Below are 17,512 nucleotides of genomic sequence, written 5' to 3'. Positions count from 1 at the left end.
AATATGAAATTTAACAGTTACTCCCCTTATTCAGTGCTAGTTGCAGTATTCTTAGTACTCACCAGCCAAGCATTTTCACAGCGCATTTCCGGTGGCACCGGACATGGTATTGCCCTTTGCGAAGATGGAACCCTTAATGCCTGGGGCTTAAATGACCAAAACGAACTTGGTTTAGGGGTGCTTACTTCCAACGCATGCAATTGTGAACTTAGTCCTTTAGCGGTGGGTGGAATTAGCCAGGTGAAATCGGTAAGTGCAGGAGGCAGTCATACCTTGGTTCTCTTAGCCGATAGCACAGTAAAGGCTTTCGGACGGAATTTTGATGGAGAATTGGGAGATGGAATTCCAACTACTTCCGGTTGTTACTGTAGTTTAAATATAGCCACAGTGCTTGGTTTGGATAGTATCGTTGCGGTTTCGGCAGGTTACATTCATTCTTTGGCACTTAAATCGGATGGAACCGTTTGGGGATGGGGATCCAATGCTTTTGGACAATTGGGATTAGGCTATACCGGATTAACCGGTTGCTATTGCGAATTAGCACCTATGCAAGTTGCAGGTTTGCCTAGAATTGTAGCTCTTACAAGCGGTAATTTCCATACCTTGGCTTTGGCCGAAGATAGCACCGTTTGGGCTTGGGGTAACAATACCTATGGACAAATTGGAAATGGAACCACTTCATCCAGTGGCGTAAATACCCCATTTCAATTGCCATTAACAGGAATTGTTGACATTGCCGCCGGACAAAACCATTCGTATGCCTTGAAAAGTGATGGAACTGTTTGGGTTTGGGGATGGAATTATTTTGGCCAATTGGGCGATGGCACTACCTTAGACAATCCTAATCCACAACAGGTGATTGGTATAGATAGTATTATTGGAATCGCCAATGCCTTCAACCACACCATTTGTTTGAAAAGCGATAGCACTGTTTGGTCTTGGGGAGGAAATTACAGCGGACAGTTAGGAAACGGAAATACCGCAAATGCTTTCACTCCTCAAATGGCTTTGGGTTTGACCAATGTGGTAGAATTAGGAGGTACCATGGGTAATTTCAGTTTAGCCATGAAAGACGACGGTAGCGTTTGGGCTTGGGGTGATAATTTTTGGGGATCGGTTGGAAATGGTTCTCCGTCCAATCAATTGAGTCCTGTACAAGTTAATCCGTTGTGCACCATCATAACCGATGTGGCAGAACCAACCCGGGAGCAATCCATTTCAGTTTACCCAAATCCTGCAGGAGTAGGAGAGGAGTTTACTTTAGAAATGGAAATGGGCAGTACGTATCTGGTTATTGATATGCTTGGAAATACAGTTCTACAAGGATTGGCAGAGCAAGCAAACATCCATTTTAAAATGGATCAGGCCGGTATGTATTTAATAGTAGTAAGAAAGGGTGAAAACCAATATTCCCAAAAGCTATTGGTGCAATAAAAAATAGGCAGGGTTGAAATTGCAGCGGCCAGGTTTAGTCTCTCCAATGTAGCATTTGGGTTGAGTAAAAGAAGGAAGGCCTTGGTATTGGCTATTTGCAGGAAACAAAGGGCGATGTGCGTCCTGTTGCCTCTTGCAAGTCAGGTTGGGACGGGCGTCGGGCAGGGATAGAGCAGGCTACCCCACAGGGCCACACGGCGATAGCCTGTGGACCGAGGAGTAGCAGCGATAGCCCGGCTTTTTCGCATAGTGATAACCCGGAAGTTTTGCTAAAATTGGTGCGAAAAAGGCCCGCATCATAAAAAATAAAAAAAACTTGATAAGTCTTACCTGATTTTTCATTTACCTTTGCCTCGAATCTTAAGGGGTGTCCTAAATTGTTAGGACTGAGATTATACCCTTTCTTCGTTTTCAAGCGGAGAGGAACCTGATCCGGTTAGTACCGGCGTAGGGACTAAGGAGTTAAGATTAAATAATTGCAGGAAGGCTGCCCCTGTTTTCCTTATTTACCTGTCTGTATGGGATGAATTCTCACATGGGCAAAAACGAAAAGGAAATGGGAAAATTTACCCGAATTGGCCTTTGGGCCCTAGGCGTTTTTGGATTTCAAATCGCAACCGCACAAACCAATTTAAGCGGATTTGTTTTTAATGCCTCCACCAACGAACCCCTTCCGGGTGCAAATATTGGGATAGCTGGCACGTTTTACCAAGCCCAAAGCGATTTTCAGGGCAATTTTACCATCAAAAACATCAAATCCGGCAATGTTGATTTGAAAATTTCCTTCATAGGTTTTAAAGATACAATCGTGGCATTGGATCCAGGCGAATGGGCCAATAAAAAGCTTGATATTGGGTTAAAACCTGCTGTTTTCCTGGCCCAGGAAGTGGTGGTACAGGCAACCCGGGCATCGAAGAATACCGCCGGAACTTACAACCAACTTAGCAAAGCCGAGTTGGCAAAAAACAACCTTGGACAAGATATGCCCTTTCTACTCAACCAGTTGCCCGGTGTGGTGGTGAATTCGGATGCTGGTGCCGGGGTTGGTTATACCGGAATGAGCATCCGGGGAAGTGACGCCACTCGTATTAATGTGACTATCAATGGGATACCGGTGAATGATGCCGAAAGTCATGGTATGTTTTGGGTAGATTTACCCGATTTTGCAAGCAGTGTGGAGAATATTCAGGTGCAACGCGGGGTGGGAACCTCCACCAACGGAGCCGCTGCATTTGGCGGAAGTGTGAATGTTCAAACCCAAAACCTGAACGAAAAAGCCTATGCCGAAATTTTTAATAGTTATGGCAGTTTTAATACCCATAAGCATACCTTCAAGCTTGGCTCAGGTCTGCTAGGCGGACATTTTATTTTTGATGCCCGTTTATCGCTTATTGGGTCTGATGGTTATATTGACCGGGCATCCAGCAATTTGAAATCTTATTATGTAAGCGGTGGTTATTTCGGGAAAGCTACTACCCTCAAGCTTATCCACTTTTCGGGAGTTGAGAAAACCTATCAAGCCTGGAACGGTGTGCCCGAGGATAGCCTTCCAACCAATCGCACCTACAACGAATTTACCTATCAAAACCAAACCGACAATTATCGCCAGGATTATTACCAAATGCTACTCAACCAGCAATTGGGCCGCAAACTTGATTTTAACTTCGCCTTGCACTACACCCGTGGCAAAGGCTATTACGAAGAGTATAAGCAGGATGCAGATTTTGCTTCCTATGGACTTGATTACCCCGTTTTAGGCAGCGATACTTTGTTTAGTACCGATTTAGTCCGCCAAAAGTGGTTAGACAATCATTTTTATGGTTTTACCTTTTCCTTGGATTACAAGCCTTTGCGCAGTCTAAACATTTTATTGGGAGGAGCCGGAAACAGATACAATGGAGGGCATTATGGCAAAATTATTTGGGCAGAACTGGCACCAAATATTGCCAAGGACTATGAATATTATAACGATCAGGCCAACAAAACCGATGTAAATGCTTACCTGAAGATCAACTGGAAACCGGTTCAGCATCTTAACCTATTTGCAGATTTGCAGTTAAGGCATATTGGCTATCGGTTTTTGGGATTCAACGACAGTTTGGCTCAGGCCATGCAAGATGTCAACTATTTGTTTTTCAATCCTAAGGCAGGGTTAACTTACGACCTCAATGCCTTTTCTTACCTTTATGCCTCGTACAGTGTAGGCCACCGGGAGCCGGTTAGAAACGATTTTACTGATAATCCGCCGTCGAGTCGCCCCAAACCTGAATCGATGCAAGACATCGAACTAGGTTACCATCGCAATGGGAAGATTTGGAATATAGCATTGAATGGATACGGCATGTTTTATAGAAATCAGTTGGTTGTAACAGGCAAAATCAATGATGTTGGCGCATACATCCGTCAGAATGTAGACCGCAGTTACCGTGCCGGGCTTGAGTTACAGGTCGGGGTGAAGGTTGTGAAAGCCTTGGTAGTTCAAGCCAACCTCAGTTGGAGTAGTAACAAAATTTTGAATTTCAAGGAATACCTAGACGATTACGACAACGGAGGGCAGGTAGTTAACACCTACCAACAAACCGACATTGCCCTATCTCCATCGCTTATTTCGGCGGGGAGTTTGGTATACAGCCCCATTCAAACCTCCAAACATAGTTTGAGTTTAACCTTAACCGAGAAGTATGTAGGTCGGCAATACTTAGACAATACTTCCCAAGAGAGTCGAAGTTTAGACCCATTCTTTGTCAACGATTTACGCATCAATTATGCCTGGAGAACCAAGGTATTGAAGGAATTAAGTATATCGGTTCAAATCAACAACTTGTTCAATGTGAAGTATGAGCCCAATGGTTACACCTACAGTTATATTTATGGAGGGCTTAATACCTTTAACTTTTATTATCCCCAGGCCGGGCGAAATTTTATGGTGGGATTGGGGATGAGGTTTTAGGAGGGCTCGAGATTCTATATCTAGAAAGGTCATCCTATAAGTCAGGCAAATAGTTTTATTTGGTGTGCCCTTGCTGCCTTTCGGTTGTCCTAGGCGTCTGTACGGTTAAATAAGGTAGTTGGGTTGGGGAATTTGCGGATGTTAGATTTGCTGTGGAAGTGGGAGGGGGTGATGTGTGTTTTGCAGGTTGACACGCTGGGTTAACGGGTTAGCCAGGCTGCATTTTTCTATTTCAGTTTTTTCGTATTTTAGACATGCAGATTTTCATGCTATCCGCGCGGAACCTGATCCGAAACCGTTAGCGGCATATTTAACATGACCTCTTTTCAACACATCTACGACATTTTTTCAAGAAGACCTTCTTGTTGGACTTTAATTTTTTTATTTTTTTCATGTTTTGACACAATTGGACAGACTACTTTTTCATTAGACACAATTAAAGACGATAAAATTAGTATTGATCCTGACTATAATACATTCATTCTAAACCCTGACGGGTGGAAACATTATGCCAATTATTACTATTCAAACGACTCTTTGGCTCTTTCAGATATCGATTGCATAGATAAATATAAAAAATGTGGCAAGCTAGAAATGGTATTTAAATTTAATGGTTCTGACTTAATTGGACATGCAAAATATAAGCTAAGAAAAAACAAGATTGGAATATTTCCTGCCAAAGAATTAAGGGGAAAGAGAATGGTAAAATTTGTATGGACTTATAATAAAATTATAAAAATGAGAAAGACCTACTTTATTACTGAAAGTAATTTCAAAAATATAAAGGTTCGTCATGTTTTTATCATAAATAGATCTGCCTACATTAGCGGGAAAGAGCAATAAGTAGTTTTGGTGGATTATATAAACCATTGAAGAACAAAAAAACTACCGATCTTAAAATGAAATTTTGTGGTAAATTTGCTTACTGCTCCTTCCCGCAAACCGTTGCCGGCAATAAATGGGGATAGTGCTAACCAGAACATTTCTGCAAGTAATTAACTTTGACAAAAACTTAAAGGGAGGGAATGCTAAAAGTAACTTGTGCTATTATTCAACACGAAGGTAAGACCCTTGCTGTAAAAAGAAGCGCAGTTATGCAACTTCCTTTAAAATGGGAATTCCCTGGTGGTAAAATAGAAATGGGAGAAAATGAAGAAGATTGTATAATTCGGGAGGTAAAAGAGGAATTAAATTTGGATATTGCTATCTTAAGAAAATTGAATTCGTCGGTTCATCATTATCCTCATATTTCTATTGAATTAATTCCATTTATTGCCAAACAAACAGGCGGTTCGATATGTCTTAAAGAGCATGCTGAATTCAACTACCTAACGAAAAATGAATTGCTTAGTTTGGATTGGTCCGAAGCAGATTTTCCAATTGTAAAGGAGTATATTGCACAATGATACAGGGGATATATGAAGAACTTGTTACCAAATTAATCACTCAGAAATTAAATGAGCTTGATAAGGATGCCTATTATATTAACAAGGTAAAAATAGATAAGCAGGAAGCCTCCGAAATGCTATCCAGGCATCTTTCCCAAACTATTAAGTTTGCCCTGGAGAGTGTAAAAGGGGAGAATCCTATAGAATTGCAAATTGAAATCGCCAACAAAATAATTCGCTTTTTAAAGGAGGTGCTACAATATGAGGATTTTGAAAAAAATCTAGTTGAATTAGAAGGGGAAATACTAAAGGCGGTATTTAATCGGGTTGATGATCATTTTTCAAACTATGACCTTAGACTTAAAGAAATTACGCCTTATACTAGGCTAACCCATAGTGAATTGTTTACCGGTGGTAATGTTGGTTTGTCGCTCGAAAGTGAATTAAAGAAGGAAATCCTGTCATCAGATAGAATTGACCTGCTTGTTTCCTTCATTAAATTTAAAGGAATAATTATTTTAGAAAGGGAATTAACTGAATTTACCCAGCGTGGCGGTGAATTACGCGTTATTACCACAACGTATATGGGAGCGTCTGATTATAAGGCCATTCAGTTGCTTTCCCAACTGAAAAATACCCAAGTTAAGATTTCGTACAATACCGGGAATGAAAGGCTTCATGCTAAAGCCTATTTGTTTTTTAGAAATTCCGGATTTCATACTGGTTATATCGGTTCGTCCAACTTTTCTAGGTCAGCCCTAACGGATGGTTTAGAATGGAATATTAAAGTTACAACTAAAGAGGTTAGTCATATAATTGATAAGTTTCAAAAAACATTTGAGTCCTATTGGCAAAGTAATGAATTTGAGCTTTTTGATGAAAACATCCATAAGGAAAAACTAATCACTTCCTTAAGCAAGGCCAAAAATTCAAAGTCAATAACTGTGGGTAACACCTCGTTTTTTGATATTACACCACATTATTTTCAGAACGAGATTCTAGAGAAGTTAGAGGTTGAACGAATTACACATAATAGATTTAGAAACCTAATTGTTGCGGCCACAGGTACTGGAAAGACAGTGATTTCAGCATTTGACTATAAGAAATTCAGAAATCAGAATAAATCTTCAAAATTGCTTTTTCTGGCCCATCGGAAAGAGATTTTGGAGCAGGCTTTATATACATTTCAGGGTGTTTTAAGGGATAATAATATTGGCGAATTATGGGTGGATGGGAATATTCCAAATACCTATGAGCATGTATTTGCATCAGTTCAAACCATAAATAATAGGTTAGATTCAATTGGTTTTCCAAAGGATTACTTCGACTACATTGTAATCGACGAATGTCATCATCTTACTGCCTCATCTTACAGAGGAATTCTTAAATACTTTAATCCAAAAATACTATTAGGATTAACTGCAACGCCAGAGCGTATGGATGGAGGTGATATTAAAGAAGACTTTCATGGAAGGATTGCAGCAGAAATTAGATTGCCTGAAGCATTGAATGCAAAGTTGCTTAGTCCATTTCAATATTTTGGAATTTCAGATAGTATAGATATAAGTCAAGTGCAATGGCAAAAGGGGAAATATGTGCCAAGCGAATTAAGCAAAATTTATACAAGCAGCGATAGACGAGTAGGGGAAATTATTAAGGCACTGGCAAAGTACACCAGGGATATTTATGAAGTAAGAGCCTTAGGCTTTTGTGTATCGGTTGAACATGCCCAGTTCATGGCTGAGAAATTTTGTTTAGCTGGATTCAAAGCGGATTATTTAACCAGCCAAAATGATGGGAATCGGGATGTAATCAAAGGACAGCTCCTAAAAAAGGAAATCAACTTTTTGTTTGTTGTGGATATTTTTAATGAAGGCGTTGATATTCCGGAAATTGATACCGTGTTATTTTTAAGACCAACAGAAAGTTTAACCATTTTTCTCCAACAATTGGGAAGGGGGTTGCGATTAGCAGAAGGAAAGGATAGTTTAACTGTCCTGGATTTTGTAGGAAATGCCAGACCAGAATATAATTTTGAAAATAAGTTTAGGGCCTTAATTGGTAAAACATCGACCCCTGTAAAAAAGGAAGTCGAGGATAATTTTCCTCATTTGCCATTGGGTTGTTCCATAATATTAGAAAAGAAGGCAAAAGATGTTATTTTAGGGAATATTACCGCGGCAACCAACCTTAATAGTCTTCAACTGATACAGAAAGTAAAATTGTTTCAAAACCAGACAACACTTGAACTTAATCTTAAAAACTTTATTACTTTTTTTGACATTCCTTTACAATTGCTTTACAAGAAGAATAGAAATTTTGGATGGAAAAGACTTTGCCAAATGGCTGGTGTATTGGAGGATTTTCAATCTGACAATGAAATTCAAATACTTTCGGCAATCAAAAACAAATGGCTATCAACGGCATCTAGTAGCTATTTCAATTTTATTTTAGAACTAGCCAAAAAGGGGTTCAATATTCAATTAGAATCAAGTACCGAAGTTGAGAAATCGATGGCATTAATGCTTCACTATGATGTGTGGCAAAATGCAGGTGGATTTCCATCTTTAGAAGATTCAATAAAAGAAATTGGAAAAAATAATGTGTTAGTGGAGGAAATAATTGAATTGATGGAAATTCTTATTGATAAAATTGATTTCAAAGAGATTGATATGGATTTACCCTATTCTCAACCATTGAAATTGCATGCACGTTATACAAGGGATCAGATATTGGTTGCCTTTGGAATGAATACATTTGAAAGCGCCTCGTCAAATCGAATTGGAGTAGGAGTAGCAGAAAATAAGAATTTGAATACCGAACTATTATTTATTAATCTTATTAAATCGGAGGAAGATTTTTCGCCTTCTACTATGTATGATGATTATGCCATAAGTGAGCAACTGTTTCATTGGCAAAGTCAAAATTCTGCTGGCCCCTCCACTCCCAAAGGTATTTCTTATATAGAACATAAGAAAAATGAAAAGAAGATTTTGCTTTTTATTAGAGAGAAATCAAATGATGAATTTGGTAATACAATGGGGTATATTTTTGTAGGAGAGGGCTCAATTAATTCTTATTATGGTTCAAAACCTATGAGTATTGAATGGGGTTTAAGTGAACCTTTGCCTCATTATCTCTGGAAAGATGCCGCAAAGTTGAGAGTAGGGTAAGCGGAAGACCATTATTGATATTTGCTCCTCATAGATTAATACGGTAAATTAACAAAGAACAAGCTCTGTTTTTATTAATATTTCAAACGACACAGCCACTAGGGATTTAATTGTATGAATAGAGAAACTTATTATCCAAAATGGAACTAATGATGTGGAGCAAGAACAAGCTACATATTAATCGACTCATTTGGATCACTGTTTGGAATTTGTAAGCCTTAAGCTATTGTTGGTTTATTTGTACTTTTCGAGCAAAAATGGATGAGTATGCAATACTGAAATAGTTGTTTTAATTTTAGCCTTCTAACTAAGCGCCAATGTGAACACCGAATAAAAATATTAAGAAACTCAATGATTGTAATTTTTCTTATTCAATTCAAAGTCTAAAGCCCTCTACCCCAAAAAAAAATTGCAACCCATCCAAAAATATCTCCAATCGTTTAAAAGGCTAAGGCTTGACAGGGCTCATGGTGTTGCGCCCCATAAGCCTATATTATTGCTTTCGGTATTGCAGGCCTATCAAAATAACCTGATTCAAGATCAACGCATTTATATTACTCCGGAATTGGTGGCCTTATTCAAGGCTAACTGGAATGTGCTGGTTACAAGTAAACATGATTGCAGAATTTCTTACCCTTTCTACTACTTGAAAAGTGATAAATTTTGGAAGCTTATTCCTAAACTTGGATTTGATAACCTTGATAGAATGGGGTCTTTGGTGAAGAGTTTTTCTAATCTGAATGCAGCTGTGGAATTTGCCTTAATTGAAAATGATTTGTTTTTACTCGTAATTGATAAAAAGAGCAATGCCATTTTGCAGCAATTTTTATTGGATGAGTATTTCCCAGAGACAAAGAATCGCTTCGTTAACAATTCGCATCAACAATTGGAATTGTTTGAATCTATTGAAGGAAAAATATTGAATGAAGATTCCGTGGAATATAGAAAGGAAATTAAGGACCTATTTGATCAGAATAACGAAGAAGAGATTTTTATTCGGGGAAGTTTGTTTAAAAGGGAAATACCAAAAATCTATAACAACACCTGCTGCATTTCTGAAATGAAGGTGGATGCAACTATAAATGTATCCATGATTGATGCCTGTCATATAATTCCATTCAGCATTAGCTTCGATGATACTGTTACCAATGGTATTGCTTTGTGTCCTAACCTACATCGTGCCTTCGACAGAGGTTTGATAGCAATTGATGAACAATATAAGGTTATTGTTTCCGGCGCGTTTAAGGAAGATTCGACCATTTATAGCATAAAGTCTTTTGAGGGCAAAGAGCTAAAATTGCCAAATATGAAAAGTTACTATCCTCTGATGGAGAATTTTGATTGGCACCGGAATAACGTATTCAAAAATTGAAATGGAAAAGGCTTTTCCATAGAATAACTCCAATTCCCCCCCCCAAAAAAATTCAACAGACACTGTCTGCTATTTCCCCCCCTCTACCCCCTTTCTCCATTCCGCAGATATTCATTCTCACCAATTTCTCCACAATCATTTTCCCCAGGGGTAAATTCCATTCCTCCCATCCTTGTTTCCTTTTTGGCATGGTAATGGTAGGTCAGAGCCGTTTTCGGAGAGGTGTTTAGGTTTAAATCCTTCATCTTTCCTCACTTACCAAAAAGAACGTTATACCGAATGTACATTATGTTTAGTCCAATTTTAGGTATTAATTCCTATTGAAAAATAGGCCTAACATACTGTATACTCGGTATTTGCCAATTAATATGAAAGCACTGCTATCTTTAGTTATTCTCCTGGTTTGTTTCTTCTTTGCTCCCGCTCAAAAGGTATCGCCTTTCCTATTGGGTGATTCTAAAATCTTACCCGATACCTTCTATTTCCCTTTTGAACAGGAACTTCAATTAATCATCATTCCTAGCTACGATGCCTGGCAAAATAGGGTAGATTATAAAGAACAAACGCAACCCAGAGGTTTAACCTGGGCCTCCGTTATGGGTCCGGCACCACAAAATACCTATATCTTTAGAAACAAAGCCGGTGAAATTGTAAAATCCTACCCGGATATTAGGCTTGATACACGTTTTCTTAGGAAAATTGACTTTATTAATTCCAATGAAACATCGCTTTTTGCCATCCGGGATTACAGCGAATGTCTGCGCCATTTCAAAATTTATGGAGTAGACAATAAGGTGGGACTTATCAATCGGAAAGGGGAAATGGTGCTTCCAACGATTTATGACGATATTAGGAGATTTCAATTATACGAGGGCAAGCAAGAATTACTAGTGGTCAATAAAGGACCGTTATTTGGCCTTCTGGATGCTAACCTGAATGTGGTTGTCCCTCCCATTTACAGCACCAGCACAGACAGCCTTAGCTATGGCTATCCCGAATCCAATTTACGGAATGATCGTTACCTGATGGTGTTTAAAAATAATCAATGTGGACTGATAGATTTGAAAGGAAATATACTCCTGGATTTTGTTTATGATGATATTCGGGTGTTACACGATGGTATTTTCATGTGTACCAACCTGAAAAGTAAAGAAGAACTAAAAACTATCCCGCACATTAGCCATTGGGATACAGGTTATCAGCTAAAATCCTGCGCTTTGTTCGATTCAACCTTAGGGCCGATCTGCCAATTGAAGGATTATACCTATATTTATTATTGGGGAATAAAGCAATTAATCGTAAAAAAGGACTTAAAGTTTGGGGTTGTCAATACCGATGGTGCGGTAGAGATACCCATGGAATATGATCATATCTCTTCGTACCATGGAGATTTTTGTGTGAATAAGGAAAAGAAATTCGGTATAATTAATACCCAAGGCAAAGTGGAAATGCCGGTAATTTTTGATGGATTGGAATTCTACGACCCCGCCATTTATGTGACTCAAAACGGATTAATTGGAGTATACTCCAAAGAGTATAAAAAGATAGCTGATCCTCAATTTACATTGAAGGATTGGAAAATGGGAAAATATATTTTAACCTGCCCTGACGGAAGAACCGGTTTTGTTCACCATGAAAAAAATGCCAGCTATTACCAATCACCGGAAGGGGAGAGGATTGAGTTTTGAAGAAAAGGGTCAAGGCTCTGGGTTCTGTTCTTTTCCATAGGTCATTTCGAAGGTAGTTGGCATCAGCGATACCCCCACTTACCGAAACGAGTAGACCCCGCAACCGGTTATGAACGCAATTAAGACATAGATACCGTTCGGGCAAGGATAGAGCGTGATACCCCACAGGACTGTGCAGCGGTAGCGGAGCAGGCCGAGGAGTATTAGCGATAGCCTGGCCCTACGCACTTGCACCTGGCTTAAGGGTTTGCAACTTTACTCGGTGCGGAGGGGCCCGCCTAATTTTTATTAATCTAAAAAAATGGGGACTTATCCTGTGCTGAATGTTCGCTTTTATGGGATTGATTGCGCCTTTTGTATTGAAAAAATGCTTCAATTTGCAATCTGTCAACATGAAGAAGAAAGAAACTTCCATTGCCTTGTCCGGCTGGGATGCGCCTTATGCCGCAGCTCCGGAAAGTGCTTCACATATCCAACTCCGAGAAAAATACGATTTATTTATTGGTGGAAAATGGGTTAAACCTTCGTCAGGTAAGTATTTCGAGACAATTAATCCGGCCACGGAGAAGTCGCTTGCCCTGGTTGCTGAAGCCAATGAAAAGGATGTTGATAAAGCTGTTAAAGCGGCCCGCAAAGCCTATTCCGAAGTTTGGTCGAAAATGCCGGCCTCCGAACGGGGAAAATACCTGTTTCGCATCGCTCGAATGATTCAGGAACGAAGCCGTGAACTGGCTGTGATTGAAACTCTTGACGGGGGTAAATCGATTCGCGAAAGCAGAGATATTGATATTCCACTGGTGGCTGCCCATTTCTTCTATTATGCCGGATGGGCGGATAAACTGGAGTATGCCTTTCCCGGACGTAAGCCCCAAGCCTTGGGCGTTGCAGGACAAATTATTCCTTGGAACTTTCCTTTACTGATGGCTGCCTGGAAAATTGCTCCTGCCTTGGCTTGTGGCAATACTTTAGTGCTAAAACCTGCTGAAACAACCCCATTAACTGCCTTAAAACTGGCCGAAATTCTCCAGGATGCCGAATTGCCCGAAGGTGTTGTTAACATTGTTACCGGTTTTGGATCAACAGGGGCGGCCTTGGTTAACCATCCCGATATTAATAAAATAGCTTTTACCGGATCAACCGAGGTGGGTAAGATTATTCAGAAATCACTGGCCGGAACCGGGAAAAAGTTAACCCTGGAACTAGGTGGTAAAGCCGCCAATATCATTTTCGACGATGCGCCAATTGATCAGGCAATTGAGGGCATCATAAACGGTATTTTCTTTAATCAGGGTCATGTTTGTTGTGCCGGCTCCCGCTTGTTTGTGCAGGAAAATATTGCCGATACCGTGATTAAAAAACTTAAGTTCCGAATGAATAGCCTGATTGTGGGCGATCCCATGGATAAAAATACCGATATCGGTGCCATCAATTCCCAATCTCAATTAAAAACCATTTCCGACTACATCGAAATTGGCAAAAATGAAGGTGCCGAAATGTTTCAAAGTGCTTGTGCCTTGCCTGAAAAGGGATTCTTTTGCCGTCCAACTTTGTTTACGAATGTGGCCCAAAGTCACCGCATTTCAAGGGAGGAAATTTTTGGTCCGGTGCTTGCCATTCAGACTTTCCGCACCATCGAAGAGGTAATTGAAAAGGCCAACAATGTGCCCTATGGCTTGTCGGCCGGGGTTTGGACCGACAAAGGTTCTAAAATTTTCAACCTCACTCAAAAGTTGAGAGCCGGGGTGGTTTGGGCTAATACTTACAATAAATTCGATCCTACTTCGCCGTTTGGTGGCTACAAGGAGTCCGGTTTTGGCCGCGAAGGTGGATTGCATGGTTTAGAGGCCTATCTGAAGTTTTAAGTATTGAGATGACTTGAAAAAGGGGGTTTTTTGTTTTTGGAAACAATCTTCAACCCTTTGAAAAATCTCCTGTCCCGCTTTTCATTGCAAGTCCGGCCAACGCCTGATCCGACGCATTCGGGCTTTTCATTTCAATCGGGTTTAGCTTAGAAAGGTTCATCTTTCATATCTGTCTTTATCTAAAATACAGGAAAGTACTACTCATGTATTTAATGAATGGGTGTAAAAACTAGTTTGAAATTACTGATGCAAAGGCAGGTGCTACTTTGGTTTTGGCAAATCGAAGGGAAGCCTAATTGGATTATATCCAACAGGCATACGGCCTAATTCCTTTGTTTCCCTAGTTTGGCAATTGTTTTTTGCGTTCGGTTTCGTTCATCACTTCGGTTTGTATTTTAATACTTTCGAGGTGAATTTGGTTGAAAACAGAAACAATAAATTCCCGGTCAAGTCCAACTATTTCGGAGTAATTACGGGCGTTTTGCAGAATTTGGTTCCAACGTTCCAGTTGCAAAATGGTCGTTTGGTTATCTTTTTTATAATGGCCAATTTCGGCAATGATTTTCATGCGTTGACCAATGGCATCAATTAAGGTGCGGTCAAGTTTATCAATTTCATGCCTTAAATCTTCCAGTTTGGAATTGAAGTCCAGGTTTTCGCTACCTTTTTTTCTGAAAATGAGGGAGTTAAATAGTTCTCTTAGTCTGAAAGGTGTTATTTGTTGTTTGGCATCGCTCCAGGCATGGTCGGGGTCTGGATGGGTTTCGAGCATGATACCTTTCATGTCCAGGTCAAGGGCTTTTTGGGCTACTTGGTGCAGCAGTTCCCGGTCGCCAGCTATATGACTGGGGTCGCAAATTAGGGGCAAGTTGGGTTGAATGCGCATCAATTCGATGGGGATTTTCCAATCCGGTGCATTTCGGAAAACCTTTTCATGGTAGGAAGAGAATCCTCGGTGTATAGCAACCAGTTTACGAATTCCGGCCTTGTTAAACCTTTCAAAAGCCCCCAGCCACAATTGAAGGTCTGGATTTACCGGGTTTTTTACAAACACGGGAATAGTAGTTCCGCGAACAGCATCGGCAATTTCTTGAACATAGAAAGGGTTTACGGTAGTTCTGGCACCAATCCAAAGCACATCGATACCTGCTTTCAGAGCAGCTTCTACATGCGAAGAATTGGCTACTTCCACAGCGGTAAGTAATCCGTTTTCTTGTCCTGCATTTACAACCCAATTCAAGGCCGGTTCACCCATGCCTTCAAAGCTATCGGGGCGGGTACGAGGTTTCCAGATGCCTGCTCTGAAAATTTTTGTCGGAGTTAGGTTTTTCACCTGTCGAGCAGTTTCCAAAACCTGTTCTTCCGTCTCAGCACTACATGGACCCGCTACCAACAAAGGCTCATCGCCCAATGGTAGCCATTCATTCAAAGGGGTAATATCCAATTCCACTTTCATAATCTATGCAAAGGTAAGGGCTGGTCATTATGGAAAGTGCTTATTTGGAAATATTTAGAAATTCGGAATACCTAAATGAAATTTGAAGGTGTTTCAGAGGCAATAGTTTATTATGTTTGTTTAAATATAAATCCATGGGATTAGTTTATGCTGATATCGAATTAGTTAATTTTAAAGATGAATTGTTGGTGGAAGAAGGGTATAAAATGCCATCAGAAATTCGCAGAACCAAAACAAGAATTTTGGCAGACAGCGGTGTAATATGATTGACCATCAACGAAGAAATTAAACAGAAGTTAGGTTTAAAACAAGGCATTCCATTAGTTGTCACCTTAGCTGACGGCACCAACCGAACAGTAGAATCAGTTTCGGGTATTCGAGTTATTTACAAAGAAAGAAGTTGCGAGGTGGATGCTTTTGTGATGCCAGGCAATGCAGAACCATTATTGGGAGCCGTACCTATGGAATTGATGGATTTAGCCATTTTACCTGCTGAAGGAAAGCTGGATTACAATCCGGCTCATCCGAATGGTCCGGTTTTTCACTTGAAGTAGGGGATTTGATATTCGGATTTCCTGAAAAGTTTAGCGTATATTTGCAACTCAATTTTTGTTCATGGGACTGGTGTATGCTGATATAGAACTTATTAATGCAGAAGATACGGCGGTAGCTGAAAGAGGATTTATCGATCAATCAGAAATACGCCGCACCAAAGTATCCGCCATAGTAGATAGTGGTGCTTACATGTTAGCCATCAACGAAGAGATTAAGCTTCAACTCGGATTACGTGTGGTCGATAGGAAATTAGCAGGTCTAGCCGATGGAACCACCATAGGATTGGAAGTGGTGGGTCCGATTGAGATTCGGTTCAAAAACAGGAAATCCATCACAACGGCTATGGTATTGCCTGGAAATTCTGAAGTTTTATTGGGCGCCATTCCAATGGAAGATATGGATGTAATTATTGATCCGCTTAGACAAGAATTACTCGTTCATCCCGAAAGACCCTATATTCCCAAAATGTCGTTGAAATAAAGCAATAATCAAATTCAAAATTTACTTCTTTAAATATTTTGGCGGGCCCCTTTTTGCCTAAGCCTTTGTGCGTTATTTAAAAAAAATGTCAAGGGCAAAAAGGTCACGCTTTCCGCAGTACTCCTCGGTCTGCTGCGTTAGCACTTCGCATCCCTGTGGGGTACTTGCTCCAATCGTTGCCCGGTGGGAGTGCTTCCTCCAGGGCTGAATAAAAAATCCAATCCTTTTCAATTGCCTTTTTAAATTATGCAACTTGGTATCTTCATTACTGCGATGCTATGGGATTCATATTTTTTTAAAAGACGTGGATTTTTAGAACAATGGTATAGGTTTAGGTTAGGGAAGTATGACCTGTTTTTTTTAAAATCCTAATTCACTCATAGCCTCTACTATTGGTTTCAAAACGAATATATTTGCAAAAACAAATACGATGGGACTAGTATATGCAGAAATTGAACTCATCAATAGCGGCGATATCGAAATGGTTCGTCGCAATTATATGGATGAGGCCGATATAAAACGTATGAAAGTGAATATGCTGGTTGATACAGGAAGTATCTATCTCTGCATTAACGAAAATATACAGGAGCAGCTCCAATTGCCATTTGTTGAAAAACGTAAGGCGCAATTGGCCAATGGGCATATTGTAGAATATGATGTGGTGGGGCCCATTGACCTTAGGTTTAAAAATAGAAGATGTACTACCAGTGCAATAGTACTTCCTGGTGATAATGAACCTTTGCTGGGGGCAATTCCAATGGAAGACATGGATGTGGTCATACTCCCACAGCAGCAAGAATTAGCGGTGCATCCAGATCACCCTTACTTTGCCCAAATGAAATTAAAGTAATAAGTCATTAATTTGGCTTACCTTTTTTATCTAAGCACATCCGCCTATTCAGAGCACTAAAGCCCCGGGTAGCGACAGTTTGTCCAAAAACCACCTTTAGACGCCATTTTTCGTTTAATATCCTTCAAAATGGTTCGATTTAAGAGCATCTAATTTGAAAAATATAACATTCGACTTCTTGTGTTCTGGCAAAAAAAGTGTCCCAAACATGCTTAAAATGCTTTTGTAGATGATAAATTATAAAAGGAAGGCAAGAGAAGTGCGTTTTAAGCACTTCGGGATTTATGAGATTAAAGATTCTGCG

Annotated in this window: 13 protein-coding genes and 1 riboswitch; of the genes, 11 read left to right on the top strand and 2 right to left on the bottom strand. The window is 39.9% G+C overall.

The genetic code is table 11. The annotated features are described in order from the left end of the window. Window positions 1-3: 3 nt before the first annotated feature. From K1X82_07905 to K1X82_07880, 6 genes are all read left to right on the top strand, one after another. Window positions 4-1,434 (top strand): T9SS type A sorting domain-containing protein, encoded by a 1,431-nt coding sequence (locus tag K1X82_07905; protein ID MBX7182019.1) that lies wholly within the window; start codon window positions 4-6, stop codon window positions 1,432-1,434. Between the two features lie 353 nt (window positions 1,435-1,787). Continuing rightward, window positions 1,788-1,906: riboswitch (TPP riboswitch) on the top strand. Window positions 1,907-1,990: 84 nt separating this feature from the next. Continuing rightward, window positions 1,991-4,384, top strand: coding sequence for a TonB-dependent receptor (locus K1X82_07900; protein MBX7182018.1), 2,394 nt, complete (start codon window positions 1,991-1,993; stop codon window positions 4,382-4,384). A 315-nt stretch (window positions 4,385-4,699) separates the two neighbouring features. Next, window positions 4,700-5,227 (top strand): hypothetical protein, encoded by a 528-nt coding sequence (locus tag K1X82_07895; GenBank protein ID MBX7182017.1) that lies wholly within the window; start codon window positions 4,700-4,702, stop codon window positions 5,225-5,227. Window positions 5,228-5,409: 182 nt separating this feature from the next. After that, complete coding sequence (locus K1X82_07890; protein MBX7182016.1) at window positions 5,410-5,790, top strand: (deoxy)nucleoside triphosphate pyrophosphohydrolase; 381 nt, start codon at window positions 5,410-5,412, stop codon at window positions 5,788-5,790. Beyond that, entirely contained in the window at window positions 5,787-8,945 is a 3,159-nt protein-coding gene (locus tag K1X82_07885) for a DUF3427 domain-containing protein (protein MBX7182015.1), read from the top strand. The genes K1X82_07890 and K1X82_07885 overlap by 4 nt, the downstream gene beginning before the upstream one ends. Before the next feature lie 409 nt (window positions 8,946-9,354). Continuing rightward, entirely contained in the window at window positions 9,355-10,317 is a 963-nt protein-coding gene (locus K1X82_07880; GenBank protein ID MBX7182014.1) for an HNH endonuclease, read from the top strand. An 83-nt stretch (window positions 10,318-10,400) separates the two neighbouring features. Here K1X82_07880 and K1X82_07875 read toward each other — a convergent pair whose 3' ends face one another. Beyond that, window positions 10,401-10,562 carry a hypothetical protein gene (locus tag K1X82_07875; protein ID MBX7182013.1) on the bottom strand — a complete coding sequence of 54 codons (162 nt, stop codon included), beginning with the start codon at window positions 10,560-10,562 and terminating at the stop codon, window positions 10,401-10,403. Window positions 10,563-10,685: 123 nt separating this feature from the next. Here K1X82_07875 and K1X82_07870 point away from each other — a divergent pair, with 123 nt between their 5' ends. Together K1X82_07870 and K1X82_07865 are read left to right on the top strand one after the other, a co-directional pair. Beyond that, window positions 10,686-12,005: a WG repeat-containing protein gene (locus K1X82_07870; protein MBX7182012.1), complete on the top strand. Its 1,320-nt coding sequence runs from the start codon at window positions 10,686-10,688 to the stop codon at window positions 12,003-12,005. Between the two features lie 392 nt (window positions 12,006-12,397). Further along, complete coding sequence (locus K1X82_07865) at window positions 12,398-13,867, top strand: aldehyde dehydrogenase family protein (protein MBX7182011.1); 1,470 nt, start codon at window positions 12,398-12,400, stop codon at window positions 13,865-13,867. Window positions 13,868-14,207: 340 nt separating this feature from the next. On the opposite strand, the gene K1X82_07860 is transcribed toward K1X82_07865, so the two are convergent. After that, a complete protein-coding gene (locus K1X82_07860; GenBank protein ID MBX7182010.1) occupies window positions 14,208-15,323 on the bottom strand; it encodes a bifunctional 3-deoxy-7-phosphoheptulonate synthase/chorismate mutase type II in 1,116 nt (371 codons plus the stop codon). Between the two features lie 266 nt (window positions 15,324-15,589). On the opposite strand from K1X82_07860, the gene K1X82_07855 reads away from it, so the two are divergent. The 3 genes from K1X82_07855 to K1X82_07845 all read left to right on the top strand — a co-directional run bounded on the left by K1X82_07855 (window position 15,590) and on the right by K1X82_07845 (window position 17,208). Continuing rightward, complete coding sequence (locus K1X82_07855; protein MBX7182009.1) at window positions 15,590-15,877, top strand: clan AA aspartic protease; 288 nt, start codon at window positions 15,590-15,592, stop codon at window positions 15,875-15,877. Between the two features lie 61 nt (window positions 15,878-15,938). Next, window positions 15,939-16,358: a hypothetical protein gene (locus tag K1X82_07850; GenBank protein MBX7182008.1), complete on the top strand. Its 420-nt coding sequence runs from the start codon at window positions 15,939-15,941 to the stop codon at window positions 16,356-16,358. Window positions 16,359-16,788: 430 nt separating this feature from the next. Then, window positions 16,789-17,208, top strand: coding sequence for a clan AA aspartic protease (locus tag K1X82_07845; GenBank protein ID MBX7182007.1), 420 nt, complete (start codon window positions 16,789-16,791; stop codon window positions 17,206-17,208). The last annotated feature ends 304 nt before the right edge of the window (window positions 17,209-17,512 follow it).

This window comes from Bacteroidia bacterium (assembly GCA_019695265.1).
Taxonomy (GTDB): Bacteria; Bacteroidota; Bacteroidia; order JAIBAJ01; family JAIBAJ01; genus JAIBAJ01.
Note: the sequence above shows the minus strand (reverse complement) of the source record. Positions and strands in the feature narration are given on the sequence as shown.

Coding starts and splice junctions, on each gene's coding strand:
- K1X82_07875 (MBX7182013.1), bottom strand. CDS start 10,562: ATGAAGGATTTAAACCTAAACACCTCTCCGAAAACGGCTCTGACCTAC.
- K1X82_07895 (MBX7182017.1), top strand. CDS start 4,700: ATGACCTCTTTTCAACACATCTACGACATTTTTTCAAGAAGACCTTCT.
- K1X82_07850 (MBX7182008.1), top strand. CDS start 15,939: ATGGGACTGGTGTATGCTGATATAGAACTTATTAATGCAGAAGATACG.
- K1X82_07890 (MBX7182016.1), top strand. CDS start 5,410: ATGCTAAAAGTAACTTGTGCTATTATTCAACACGAAGGTAAGACCCTT.
- K1X82_07845 (MBX7182007.1), top strand. CDS start 16,789: ATGGGACTAGTATATGCAGAAATTGAACTCATCAATAGCGGCGATATC.
- K1X82_07870 (MBX7182012.1), top strand. CDS start 10,686: ATGAAAGCACTGCTATCTTTAGTTATTCTCCTGGTTTGTTTCTTCTTT.
- K1X82_07865 (MBX7182011.1), top strand. CDS start 12,398: ATGAAGAAGAAAGAAACTTCCATTGCCTTGTCCGGCTGGGATGCGCCT.
- K1X82_07860 (MBX7182010.1), bottom strand. CDS start 15,323: ATGAAAGTGGAATTGGATATTACCCCTTTGAATGAATGGCTACCATTG.
- K1X82_07900 (MBX7182018.1), top strand. CDS start 1,991: ATGGGAAAATTTACCCGAATTGGCCTTTGGGCCCTAGGCGTTTTTGGA.
- K1X82_07905 (MBX7182019.1), top strand. CDS start 4: ATGAAATTTAACAGTTACTCCCCTTATTCAGTGCTAGTTGCAGTATTC.
- K1X82_07885 (MBX7182015.1), top strand. CDS start 5,787: ATGATACAGGGGATATATGAAGAACTTGTTACCAAATTAATCACTCAG.